At 68.8% G+C, this 11,473-nt stretch carries 13 protein-coding genes; 4 read left to right on the plus strand and 9 right to left on the minus strand.

Translation table 11 applies throughout. From position 1 onward, the window contains the following. Positions 1 to 376 (plus strand): uridine kinase family protein (locus tag QH290_RS04325; protein ID WP_425303547.1); only part of this gene is annotated, 376 nt, incomplete at its 5' end. Positions 377 to 419: 43 nt separating this feature from the next. On the opposite strand, the gene QH290_RS04330 is transcribed toward QH290_RS04325, so the two are convergent. Beyond that, entirely contained in the window at positions 420 to 782 is a 363-nt protein-coding gene (locus QH290_RS04330; protein WP_280265581.1) for a hypothetical protein, read from the minus strand. A 363-nt stretch (positions 783 to 1,145) separates the two neighbouring features. Further along, positions 1,146 to 2,441, minus strand: coding sequence for an NAD(P)/FAD-dependent oxidoreductase (locus tag QH290_RS04335; protein WP_280265580.1), 1,296 nt, complete (start codon positions 2,439 to 2,441; stop codon positions 1,146 to 1,148). Between the two features lie 111 nt (positions 2,442 to 2,552). On the opposite strand from QH290_RS04335, the gene QH290_RS04340 reads away from it, so the two are divergent. Beyond that, complete coding sequence (locus QH290_RS04340) at positions 2,553 to 3,410, plus strand: LysR family transcriptional regulator (RefSeq protein WP_280265579.1); 858 nt, start codon at positions 2,553 to 2,555, stop codon at positions 3,408 to 3,410. A gap of 78 nt (positions 3,411 to 3,488) precedes the next feature. On the opposite strand, the gene QH290_RS04345 is transcribed toward QH290_RS04340, so the two are convergent. The 7 genes from QH290_RS04345 to QH290_RS04375 form a co-directional block, all read right to left on the minus strand. Continuing rightward, positions 3,489 to 4,706, minus strand: coding sequence for a cytochrome P450 family protein (locus tag QH290_RS04345; RefSeq protein ID WP_280382034.1), 1,218 nt, complete (start codon positions 4,704 to 4,706; stop codon positions 3,489 to 3,491). A gap of 13 nt (positions 4,707 to 4,719) precedes the next feature. Further along, positions 4,720 to 5,967, minus strand: a complete 1,248-nt coding sequence (locus QH290_RS04350) for a cytochrome P450 family protein (RefSeq protein ID WP_280265577.1) — start codon at positions 5,965 to 5,967, stop codon at positions 4,720 to 4,722. After that, positions 5,964 to 6,590, minus strand: a complete 627-nt coding sequence (locus QH290_RS04355) for a GTP-binding protein (protein ID WP_280265576.1) — start codon at positions 6,588 to 6,590, stop codon at positions 5,964 to 5,966. Before QH290_RS04355 ends, QH290_RS04350 begins: the two co-directional genes overlap by 4 nt. Continuing rightward, complete coding sequence (locus QH290_RS04360) at positions 6,565 to 6,915, minus strand: DUF742 domain-containing protein (RefSeq protein ID WP_280265575.1); 351 nt, start codon at positions 6,913 to 6,915, stop codon at positions 6,565 to 6,567. The genes QH290_RS04355 and QH290_RS04360 overlap by 26 nt, the downstream gene beginning before the upstream one ends. Before the next feature lie 89 nt (positions 6,916 to 7,004). Continuing rightward, complete coding sequence (locus tag QH290_RS04365; RefSeq protein WP_280265574.1) at positions 7,005 to 7,412, minus strand: roadblock/LC7 domain-containing protein; 408 nt, start codon at positions 7,410 to 7,412, stop codon at positions 7,005 to 7,007. Then, on the minus strand, positions 7,412 to 9,154 hold the full coding sequence (locus QH290_RS04370; RefSeq protein ID WP_280382035.1) for an ATP-binding protein: 1,743 nt from the start codon (positions 9,152 to 9,154) through the stop codon (positions 7,412 to 7,414). The genes QH290_RS04365 and QH290_RS04370 overlap by 1 nt, the downstream gene beginning before the upstream one ends. A 512-nt stretch (positions 9,155 to 9,666) precedes the next feature. Further along, positions 9,667 to 10,611: an aminoglycoside phosphotransferase family protein gene (locus tag QH290_RS04375; RefSeq protein ID WP_280265572.1), complete on the minus strand. Its 945-nt coding sequence runs from the start codon at positions 10,609 to 10,611 to the stop codon at positions 9,667 to 9,669. A gap of 103 nt (positions 10,612 to 10,714) precedes the next feature. On the opposite strand from QH290_RS04375, the gene QH290_RS04380 reads away from it, so the two are divergent. Next, entirely contained in the window at positions 10,715 to 11,107 is a 393-nt protein-coding gene (locus QH290_RS04380; RefSeq protein WP_280382036.1) for a DUF1707 SHOCT-like domain-containing protein, read from the plus strand. A 159-nt stretch (positions 11,108 to 11,266) separates the two neighbouring features. Beyond that, the coding region (locus QH290_RS04385) for a hypothetical protein (RefSeq protein ID WP_280382037.1) at positions 11,267 to 11,473 on the plus strand (207 nt) is incomplete at its 3' end.

Here is an 11,473-nt window from a genome sequence, read left to right on the forward strand (position 1 = left end):
CGCCGGAGCCCTGAACCCCCGTCTGGGGGGGGCCTCCCCCCGCCCGCCTGGCCCCCCCGCCGGGCTGGCCGAGGATCGGCCGGGCCGGTACCAGCGCTACGACTGGGGGCTGCGGCGGCGGGCCGAATGGCACGACGTCGAGCCGGGTGGTGTGCTGATCCTGGAGGGGGTGTCCGCCGCGCGGGCGGCCGTGCGCGATCGATTGTCGCTGGCCATCTGGGTGCAGACATCCCGCGAGGTTCGGCTGGCGCGTGGACTGGAACGCGATGGCGCGCAGGCACTTCCGCTGTGGCAGGAATGGATGGCCGCTGAGGATGCGCACTTCGCCGCCGACCGCACGCGCGAGTACGCGGATGTGATCGTCGAGGGGGAGTAAGCATCCGCCGACTCCGGGCCGGAGCCGGCGGACCGGCCGAAACCTATTGGAACGACGAGAACCTCACATCGATGACCGCCCCGTGCAGCGTGTTCGGGACGCCCGAGACCTGGCCGGGGCGCAGCCGCTCGTACACCTGGCCGCCGCATTCCGGTCCGTCCCCGCCGCGCGCGTAGATCGTGGCGTAGAAGGGGGTGGCGTTGTTCCAGTACACCGTCCGCGGCCCTTCGGCGGTGATCACGGCCGGGTAGCAGGTGTTGTCGGCCGGATTGGCGACATTGGCGACCACGGTGACGTTCTCGGAGACCTGGAACTGACTCTCCGACTCCTGCGCCCAGGACTGGCCGAACGTGAAGAGTGAGGCCGCAACTGCTGCCGTTGCCGCAGCGACGGTGCGTTTCATCATCAGGCTGTTCCTCTCGGGAGGGCGGGCTTTCCGACACGTACGTCTATCACGAAAACCCGTTCCGTGGCACGGCGTCGAGAAGTTACCCCCGGGTCTCGGTGCACCGAGACTGTACCCGCCGCAGCGCAACGAGCGGCATGCACAGCAATGACTCATTTGTGACCGGCATTGCGACGCGCGGTTGTTCGACGCCACCGAGTGCCCGGGAGACGCGTCCGTCGAGCGCGCATGGGTAGTGTGCTGGACCGGCAGGAGCGCGAGGCGATGGCGACGAACCGGAGGTGCGACGCGAGGCCGAGCCCGTGGAATACGAAACTCTCCGATGCCGTGTGGCACCGGAGAGCTCGTGCTGCCGGTCGCGCGCTACGCCGCCCGGCGCGGCGCCTCGGCGGCCGGTGTGGCCGCGCCCTTCTCGTCCTCGGTGAACCCGGGCCGACCGGTGCCGATGAATGCCACCAGCCACGACACCACCGCCACGAACCGGTTGCGGAAGCCGACCAGGTAGAACAGGTGCACCGCGAGCCAGGCGGCCCAGGCGATGGTCCCGGTGAACTTGATCTTGTCATTGACCCTGGTGACCGCGCTGAACCGGCTGATCACCGCCATCGAACCCTTGTCCCAGTAGACGAACGGGGTGCCGGGCTGCTTCTTGCGGCGGATGATGTCGGCGACGTGGCGGCCCTCCTGCATCGCCGTCGGCGACTGTCCCGGGTAGCCGTTGAGCGAGGTCATATCGCCGATGGCGTAGATGTCGGCATGACCGCCGACGGTGCAGTCCGGGTTGATGAGCAGCCGCCCGGCGCGGTCGGTCTCGCAGCCGGTGGCCTCGGCCAGCAGCCGGGCGAAGCCGCCGGCCTGCACGCCCGCCGACCACACCACGGTCTCGGCGCCGATGCCCCGTTCCACGCCGTCCTTGGTCTTCACCGTCACCTTGCCCGCCTCGATATCGGTGACGAAGGTGTCCAGCAGCACCTCGACGCCGTTGCGCTGCAACGACTCTCGGGCATACTCCGACAGGCTCCCGCCGAACGGCGGCAGCACCGCGCCCGCGCCCTCCACCAGCGATACCGAAATCTCCCGGTGGTAATGCCTTTTCGCGAGCTCCTTGAGCTGTCCCGCGACCTCGACACCGGTCGGGCCCGCGCCGACGACCACGAAGCTCAGCAGCCGCTCGCGCGAATCCGGATCGGCGTTCTCGGCCTCGGCGAAGACCCGCTCGATCTGCTCGCGCAGCCGCTTGGCGTCGTCGATGGTCTTGAGCGAGAACGTCTTCCGGGCGAAATCGTCACGGCCGAAGTACGACTGGTTGGCGCCGGTGGCCGCGATCAGCGAGCCGTAGCCGATCCGGCGCGTGCCCTCCGGCGTCTCGTAGGTCAGCACCGCCGCGTCGGCGTCGATGTCGGTGACCTTGCCCAGGCGCACGTCGGCATTCTGATGCCGGTGCAGGATGCCCGCGATCGGCGGGGCGATATCTGTGGCGGGGAGCACACCCGTCGCTACCTGATACAGCAGCGGCTGGAACAGATGCTCCGGTGTGCTCGAGATGAGAACGTAGTTGACCCCCGACTTGTTCAGCTGCTTCGCGGCGGCCAGTCCGCCGAAGCCCGATCCGACGATGACTACCTCAGCGGTTTCGATCCCCGCATCCACGTCTTGCATGACAGCCTCCTTCTGTCATTAGTAAACGCGATCCGGAATGCAAACGTTCCAGCTGCCTGGGCGCATAATATTGATGAATCTTATCTTGATTGCTCATGAATGGAGATCTCGATGGAACTGCGGCAGCTGTCCTATTTCGTCGCGGTGTGCGAGGAGCTGAGCTTCAGCAGAGCGGCTCAGCGGTGCTTCATATCGCAATCTGCTATCAGTCATCAGATAGCCCGGCTGGAACATGATCTTGGTGTGCAGCTGTTCGAGCGCTCGACGCGATCGGTCGTGCCGACGGACGCAACGACTCGGCTACTTCCCCTTGCGAAGCAGATGCTCAGCCTCGAATCCGCCATTCGCGCAGCTGTGCGGGACTCCGGGCCGCGAATTCGCCTGGCCGCGAACATGTCCTTCGCAACAAGATCACTGTCGGCCATCGCGGGTGCGCGCGAGGCACATCCGGGTGCGGAGATCGAGTTCGTGATCAAGCCCTTCCGGCAGCGCATCGCCGCGGTGGCGGATGGCGACTGTGATCTTGCCCTCATCCGCGGCAGCATCGATCAGCCCGGCCTGACGGTCGAGAAACTGTGGGTGGAGGACCTCGTCATCGCCGTCTCGACGGCCCATCCGTTGGCGGGGCGGGAGGATGTGACGCTCGCGGAGTTGGGAAACTATCCGCTGCTGCTCCCGCCGGAACAGGAACAGGTGCTGCTGCACACCGTGGTCCGGCGCGCGTTCGCCGATCTGCCCACCCGCGCGACCTACGGCCCGCCCATCCCGCCGGACCACACCGCCACCATGGAACTGATCAACCGGCCCGACGCGTGGACGATCCTCTACGCCGACACTCCCGCCGAGGGAATCGCGGCGCTGAACGTGCGGGGCGGCCCGCTGCGCATCCCGGTCTCCGCCGTCCTCCGCAGCGACGCCCGCACATCCCCGATCCTGACCACGTTGCTGGCCGCCCTGCACAGCGCATGAGGATCCCGGCCAAAAGCGCGTGCCGGGAATGTGGTGGGCGGTGCCGGGAATTCGGTAGGCGTGCAGGTGGACTTTGTCTTATCTCCCCAGGTGTACCGGTAGTCGCTTGTGTCCGTTGGAGATGAAGCTGGGGACGGTGCCGAGGTCGGGGGCGGTGGCGAGACGGAGATCCGGGAACCGCTCGAACAGGGCGGGGAGGGCCACCAGGGCCTCCAGGCGCGCCAGCGGGGCGCCCAGGCAGTGGTGGGCGCCGTAGCCGAAGGCCAAGTGGTCCTTGACCTTTCGGGTGACATCGAAGTCACCGGCGGTCTCCCCGTACAGCTGCGGGTCGCGGTTGGTCGCGGCGTAGCAGGCCAGGATCGGCTCGCCCTTGGCGATGCGCACGCCCTCCAGCTCGAGATCGTCGACGGCGAAGCGCAACGGCAGATGCGCCACCGGGGCCTCGAACCGCAGCGACTCCTCCACCAGGTCCGCCCAGGTGGCCTCACCGGAGGTCACCTTCGCCCGCTGGTCGGGCCGGGTGAGCAGCAGATGGACGGCCTGATCCAGCAGATTGACCGTGGTCTCGTGACCGGCGCTGATGACCAGCAGCAGGGTATCGATCAGCTCCTGCTCGGTCAGCTGGGAGCCGTCCTCCTCGTCGCGATGCGAGATCAGCAGGCTGGTCATATCGTCACCGGGCTGCTCGCGGCGGAAGACCACGAGCTCGCCGAGGATCCGATACATCTCCATGTAATTGGCCTGCGACTGCTCGGGCGTCAGCGAGGTGTCGAAGATGCCGTCCACACATGTACGCAGGCCCGCGTTCAGCTCCTCCGGCACGCCCATCAGCTCGGAGATCACCCGGATCGGCAGCGGGTACGCGAAACCTTCACGCAGATCCACGATCTCGTCGGCCGACCGCGCCAACCCCTCCAGCAGGTCGGTGGTGATCGCCTCGATGCGTGGCCGCAGCGCCTGGGTGCGACGGTGGGTGAACGCCGGTGAGACCAGCTTGCGCAGCCGCCGGTGGTCGCCGCCGTAGGCGGTGAACATGTTGTTCACCGCTACCCAGAGAAACAGCGGCCAATCCTCGGGGATCTCGCCGTTGATGAACTTCGGCCAGTGCTGGCGCGCGTCCTTGGACACCCGCGGATCGGTCAGCAGCGACTTCATCAGTGCCGCATCGGTTACCGACCAGGCGTGAATGCCGCCGGGCAGCTCGACCGGAACCACCGGCCCCCGTTCGCGAATGCGCGCCGCCTCGCCCTGGATATCGGCCCCCGTGGGATCCAGGACCAAGGGTTCGTGCTCCATCGTGGTCTCCTGACTACACGTGCAACGGTGGAGATTTCGGGAAGGTGACCGGCAGGCCCGTCAGGGCGCGATGGAAAGGCCCTGGGCGCCAGGTCAATTCGGATGGCTCGACGGCGAGTGTCAGGTCCGGCAGCGCGTCCAGCAGCTGGTCGATGGCGTCCTGCGCGATCATGTAGGCGACCGACCGCGCGGGGCAGGCGTGCGGGCCGACGCTCCACGCCAGATGCGAACGGTTGTCGGTGAATTCGCGCGCGCCGATGGCGGGATCGTTGTTGGATCCGGACATGCTGATCACGACCGGATGGTTCGCCGGGAGCCAGACGTCGTCGATCAGGATCGGCTGACGGGGGTAGGTGACGCAGTAGTTGGCCATCGGCGGGTCGGTGAACAGCACCTCGTCCAGCGCGTCGCGGGTGGACAGGCTGCCGCCGAGCAGGCTGCCGGCGAAGCGGTCGTCGGTGAGCATCAGCAGCAGCGTGTTGACGATGAGGTTCTGCATCGGCTCGATACCGGCGCCGTAGAGGGTGGCCAGCTGGTGGACCATCTCCGTCTCGTCGAGGCGGACCGGGTGGCCCAGCAGCCGCGTGGTGACGTCGTCCCCGGGTTCGGCCCGCTTCAGGCCGACCAGCTCGAGCAGTGCCCCGCTGAGCATTTCGTTGCCCCGCTCGGCATCGTCGCCCTCGAAGATCATCGCCATGCCGCGCGCCACCCGGTGCCCGATCTCCGGCGGGCAGCCCAGCATCGCGTTGAGCGCCTCGAAGGTCAGCGGGAACGCGTACTGCTGGATCAGCTCGGCCGCACCCTCCGTGCAGAAGGTGTTGATCAGCGGGATCGCGATGCGCTCCACGGTGGCGTGCAGGGCGTGCAGGTCGATGCCGTTGATCGCGAACGTGTTGGCCTGCCGGTAGCGCTCGTGCTCGTTCCCGGCGCTGCGGATCGCGTTCGGCCGCCATTCCAGCATCGGCATGATGGGCGAGTCGGCCGGGGCGTGCTTCTGCCAGGCGCGCGGATCGGCGGGGAAGTGCTCGGGATCGTTGAGGATCCGCACGGCGGTGCGGTATCCGATCACCAGGGTGGCCGGGACGCCCGGCGCCAGATCGACCGGTACCAGGGAGCCGAAGCGGCGCCGCATATCTCGATAGGCGGCGTGCGGATCCGCGGCGAATTCGGGCGTATGCAACGGAACCCGGGGCCCGTCGGTATCGATCGGCGATCCGTGCAGGACCGGACAGGACTGGGTGTGGACCGGGGGCCGGGTCAAGAATGGGACTCCAGACGCTGGAACAGGTATTCGACGAGGGTGATCAGTGAGCGCAGGCAGGGCCCGCGATCGCGCGCATCCAGGGCGGTGAGCGGGGTGCTGGGCTCGAGGTCGAGTGCCTCGCGAATCTCGTGCAGCGGAAACCGTTGCGAGCCTTCGAATTCGTTGACGGCCACCGAGTACGGCACGCCGCGTTCCTCGAGTATCGCCAGCACCTCGTCGGCCTTGTCGATGCGGCGGGTGTCGACGAGCACCAGCGCGCCCAGGGCGCCGCGGGCCAGCTCCTCCCACAGCGGGAGGAACCGGCGCTGTCCCGGCGTGCCGAACAGATACAGCGCCAGTTGCGGATTCAGCGTGATGCGGCCGAAATCCATGGCGACGGTGGTGGTCACCTTGCCCGGGAGGCCCGCCATATCGTCGATGCCGACGCTGGCCTCGGTGATGGTTTCCTCGGTGCGCAGCGGCCGGATCTCCGACACGCTGCTGACGAACGTGGTCTTGCCGACGCCGAAATTGCCCGCCACCAACAGCTTCACGGACCGGGTGACGGTCTCGGGCACATAGTCGACGGTGCGTTCGGTGAGGGCAGACGGGCGCTCAGACGGCGAGAGCGCGGAGCCCATTCAGTACCTCCTCGAGCAGGGCGAGTTGCGGAACCTGGTCCACCGGAGTCGGATTGACCAACTGTCCGCTGTCCAGCAGATCGGACGCGACGATCTTGACCACCGAGGGCGGCAGATCGAGGTAGGCGGCGATCTCGGCGATCGACAGGGCCCCGCGGCGGCTGCACACGCTCATCACCCGGCGCCCGTCCGGGCTCACGCCCGGGGCCGGATCCTGTGCTGCCACAACGAGGGTCACCAGATCGACCTCGCGGGTGGCGCGCGAACGCCCACCCGTCCGCACGTATGCCCGGACGAGATCGGGGTCGCGCCGATGCCTACTCATGGCGCCACCTCGTCAGCGCTCGGCGGCGTCACGTGCAGGCGCCCAGCCGTGCCATGTGTTCGCTCGCTGCGCTCACTCATGGCCGGCCGTTACCGCTGGCGCGGCAGGCTGCCGAGTTCGCGGCCGACGCGCAGTGCCAGCTCGTTCATCCGGTGCGCGATCAGGCTGACATCGACCTGCGTGGTCGTGGAGACTCCGATGAGCGCGCCCTCGCCGGCGGCGGTGATGAAGATCATGCCGTCGTCGTACTCGGTCATGTTCTGCCGCACCGTATTCGCCGCTCCGCAGAACTCGCCGAGTGCCTTTCCCAGCGATCGCAGTCCGGAGGAGGCCGCGGCGAAGCGCTCGGCGTCGTCGACGCTGATCTCCCCGACCTGCGCGATGCGCAGCCCGTCATCGGACAGTAGGACGGCGAACCGGACGCCGGGAACATTGAGGTCCTCGAGCATCCAGGCCAGCTTGTTGCCGTCGGAGACAGCTATACCGGGTGTGCTCATCAGGATGTCATCCCTTCGGTGTTTTCGTGTGCGGCGGAGGACCGGCCGCTCTGGGTGCCGCTGTGCCACGCGGCGGCGACGTCGGGTCGGGGGAGTGCGGTGTCGGTGTCCGGACCTCCGCGCGACACCGTGGACACCGCCACGGTGCGTCGGCGGCGTCGCGGTAATCCGCCCGGGGTGAGTTCGTGGACGGTCGACATGGACTCGGACTCGTCCGCGTCCTCGGCGGGCTCGGCCGGTTCCGCGGCCGGTGCGGCGTGCGCACCCCCGGAGGTCAGTGGCCGGGTGCTCTCCGCCGGTGCGGCATGCGCCCCGGCGGTGCCGCGGGCGTTCTCCGCCCACGCGGCGTGGGCGCCCTCCGCGGAAGCGGATGGGGCGGCGTCGGCCGGTGCGGGGCCCGTCGGTGCGGCGAATGCGGATTCCGTCGTCTCGGCGGCCGCGGATCCCGTCGCGCCGCCCTGTGTCGTGCCCGTCATTGCGGCGTGTGCTGCCCCCGTCGTTCCGGCCTGGCTGGGCCCGGTCGTTCCGGCCTGCGTGGTACCCGTCGTTCCGGCGTGCTGCAGGCCGGAATCGACCGGGTCCCCACCGAAGGCACGCCGGGGCGACGAGGTGGTGGTGGCCTCCGATTCGGCCACCGCGGAGATCACCGTGGGCGGGGCCAGCGCCGGCGAGGGCTCGCGCGGCGACAGCAGCTGCTCGGGGACGTAGACCATCGCGCGCATGCCGCCGTAGGCGTTGGGGCCGTCGATGTAGACGGTGAATCCGTAGCGGCGGGCCAGCGAGGCGATGCCGGGGAAGCCCACGCGCGGCGCCGGTCCGAGCTGGTGGATGTCGACGACCCGCTCGCCGGCGAGCACCTGGCGGGCCTCCTCCATCTGCTCGGAGTTCATCCGCACGCCGGCGTCGTCGACGATCACCGTGACGCCGTGGTGGCCCTCCTGGAACGAGACGTCGACGAACGAGGTGGGCGGCGAGTACCGCAGCGCGTTGTCGAGCAGTGTGGCCAGCGTGTGGACCAGCGGCTCCACGGCGCGGCTGATGACGGTGCGGTCGAGCTGGTGCGGCCGCACCCGGGTGAAGTCGCGCACGCGGCCGATGGAACCGCCGACAACATCGGTGAGCGACTGCTGCGGCCAGCGGCGCCCGGGCAGACCACCACAGACGATCACATAGGACTGCGCCTGGCGGATCATCTGCTGCACGCTGTGGTCGATGCGGGTGAGGGTCTCGTAGACCTCGTCGCCCCGGTGCTCGCGCAGCGCGGTGCTCACCACCTGGCTGACGTCGGTGCCCAGGCTGACCACGGAGGTGCCGAAGGCGCGCACCGCGGCGCTGGTCGCCTCCCGCGAGGCGTTCTCGGATTCGGTGCGCACGGCCGCCTCGGCCCGCGAGATCGCCTGCTGCGCCTCGTAGTCGGCCTCCCGGCGGATGCGCTCGCGGGTCTCGGCCTGCACCAGGCGCAGATCGCCGGCGTAGCGCTCGGCGATGGCGCGCAGGGCCTGCGCGAAGCGCGAGTGCCCACCACCCACCGGGATGTCCACCGTGACGTCGGATCTGCGCACCGAGTCGGCCACGAAAGGCATTGTGCTGGCAGTGAAGTGCTCGAGCTCGTCCTCGTTGCCGCGTAGCGCCTGCTCGGCTGCCTCGGCACGGGACCGCTGGTGGATCGCGTAGTACGCCGCATACACGGCCGCCGCGACGGCCAATATGAGAACTGCGGCGAGGATCCACGAAATCGTCACGGCGGTAGATTGATTCATCAGGTTCCCTCGTCGCCGGCTGCCCGGCCGCCTTGTCCTTCCTCAACTCGCCGACCACCAGACACCAGGGTCGGATGACGCTTGCTGTCGGCGCCGGAGCAGCGCCGGGCTGTCAGACCACCCGGCGGACCTCGAAGTTGCTTACCGGACAGGCGATTTCGGATGAACTCTGCCTGTCCGGCGGGGGGCCTTTCGGCCCCAGCACCCGACGACGGCAAACATTATCAGCAATTCTGGGTGGCAGCGACCGAATCGTTATCAACATTGCGATCCGCGGGTGGTGATGCGAAGGTTGCAAATCCCTTGCCCGATAGCCGATCACGCCATTGTCGCAGCACCGGCCCTGCAGAGGGGCCGAATCGATGGGCAACTGGAGATTCGCTGGTTCGCACATCGGGAGGCGAATGGCGGCCGCCACGCCGTCCGGACACGCCGAATCGCGTGGCAGACCGACCGGTCCCTCTGTAGCCCGGCCCGCGCTGGGGGTTAGCCGCCTACTCGCTGAGGGCCCGGGCGACCGACAGGTGCAGCCGTCGCAGTTCGGGCTCGTCGTCCGCCACGGTCCAGGAGATCTCCTCGAGCGCGCGCAGCAGTGCCCAGCCGCGGGCGCGATCCGCGTCCACCCCGAGGGCGCGTGCCGTCCGGTCGACGACTCGGCGGGCGTGCGGGGCCGCGGGGTCGCACTGGGTCTGGATCATGATCAGGAAGCCGGCGTCGAACGCCGCCTCACCCAGATAGGGCTTGGGATCGATGAGCAGCCACGGTTCCCGTTCCGCGGCAATGATGTTGCCCAGGTGGGTGTCGCGATTGACGATCAGCAGCGGCCCGTCCGGCGTGGCGAGCCTGCGGCACCAGGTGACGGCCTGCCGCAGCAGCTCGTCCGGGATCTCCTGGGCGAGTTCGGGTTCCGGATCGGTGAACATCGCCGTCCAGTCGGCCACCAGCGCGGCGGCCGTGGGCAGCGCCGGGAATCCGGGCGGCACGTCGACCGGCTCGCGGCGCAGGCGCCGGTACAGGCGGCAGGCCGACTCGATCTTGTCCGCGTGCTCCGGGTGGCCCTCCAGGCTCGGGAAGCCCGGCTGGCGCAGCAGCGGGGTGCCCGGCCGCGCCCACTCCAGCAGCATGGCCCCGCTGGCCGGGTCGAATCGCAACAGCCGCACCGCGCCGTCGCCGTCGTAGCAGAACAGCCCGGAGGGCTCGCCGACGTTCTCCTCGTCGACCACCGGTGCCTTCAGGACCGCGACCGATCCGTCGGCGCGCCGCACCGGGGCCACGAACGAGTGTGTGCCCCCGGTGAAGGAGTTCCCGATCAGCTCCAGTTCCCAGGCGCCGCAGAGCTTCTCCACCAGGGTGGGCAGCGCGGCGAGCCAGTCCTCGCCCCGTTCCTCGAAGACGGTGCGAATGGTCTCCTCCACCTCCGGTGGCAGCGTGATCGACATTCGCCCAGCCTTGTGGCCCGGGCCGTGAACCGCAAACCAATTCCCGCCCTCGCCCGTTGCCGATCGGGCAGCGGAAGGGGCGCGATCCACTTACTCTGACGGGGTGGGGAACGAGAACCTGCGGGCGTCGGACGCCGACCGCGAGAAGTACGTCGGCCGGTTGCGCCTGGCGATGGACGAGGGCCGCCTCAGCCTGCACGAGTTCGACGAGCGGGTGCAGCAGGTCTACGCCGCCCGAACCTACGGCGAACTGGCCCCGCTGCTGTCGGACCTTCCGGCCCAACGGGTTTCGATGCGCCCCGAGGCGAAGTCCCGGAGCCGGATCCCACCCTGGGTGGTGATCATGTGGATACCCTGGGTGTTCGTCAACCTGCTGTGCCTGCTGATCTGGGTCGCCACGGGCATGGGCTACTTCTGGCCGTTCTGGGTCGAGGTCCCCTGGGGCCTGGCCCTGTGCATCCCCACCACCATCGGCATCCTGACCAACCGCCGATAGATTCCGGCCAAAAGCACGCCGGAAAATGAAGTGCCCTCGCCCCCGAGGAAATAGGCCACCAGCGCGCCGCCCTAGCCCAGGGCATGCCACCGCATCTGTGGTGTGCCACCGCATCTCCTGCATGGCACCGCGTCTCCTGCATGGCACGGCATCTCTGGCATGGCACGGCATCTCTGGCGTGCCCACCGCATCCCCGGCATGGCACCGGATCTCTGGCGTGCCCACCGCATCCCCGGCATGGCACCGGATCTCTGGCGTGCCCACCGCATCCCCGGCATGGCACCGGATCTCTGGCATGCCCACCGCATCCCCGGCATGCTTTTGGCCGGGGTCTGTCCCGCCCGGATACAGCGAACGGCCCCGGGC

The sequence above is a fragment of the Nocardia wallacei genome (assembly GCF_029869545.1).
GTDB classification, from domain to species: domain Bacteria; phylum Actinomycetota; class Actinomycetes; order Mycobacteriales; family Mycobacteriaceae; genus Nocardia; species Nocardia wallacei_A.

Coding starts and splice junctions, on each gene's coding strand:
- QH290_RS04360 (WP_280265575.1), bottom strand. CDS start 6,915: ATGAGTAGGCATCGGCGCGACCCCGATCTCGTCCGGGCATACGTGCGG.
- QH290_RS04375 (WP_280265572.1), bottom strand. CDS start 10,611: ATGTCGATCACGCTGCCACCGGAGGTGGAGGAGACCATTCGCACCGTC.
- QH290_RS04335 (WP_280265580.1), bottom strand. CDS start 2,441: ATGCAAGACGTGGATGCGGGGATCGAAACCGCTGAGGTAGTCATCGTC.
- QH290_RS04355 (WP_280265576.1), bottom strand. CDS start 6,590: ATGGGCTCCGCGCTCTCGCCGTCTGAGCGCCCGTCTGCCCTCACCGAA.
- QH290_RS04340 (WP_280265579.1), top strand. CDS start 2,553: ATGGAACTGCGGCAGCTGTCCTATTTCGTCGCGGTGTGCGAGGAGCTG.
- QH290_RS04365 (WP_280265574.1), bottom strand. CDS start 7,412: ATGAGCACACCCGGTATAGCTGTCTCCGACGGCAACAAGCTGGCCTGG.
- QH290_RS04330 (WP_280265581.1), bottom strand. CDS start 782: ATGATGAAACGCACCGTCGCTGCGGCAACGGCAGCAGTTGCGGCCTCA.
- QH290_RS04345 (WP_280382034.1), bottom strand. CDS start 4,706: ATGGAGCACGAACCCTTGGTCCTGGATCCCACGGGGGCCGATATCCAG.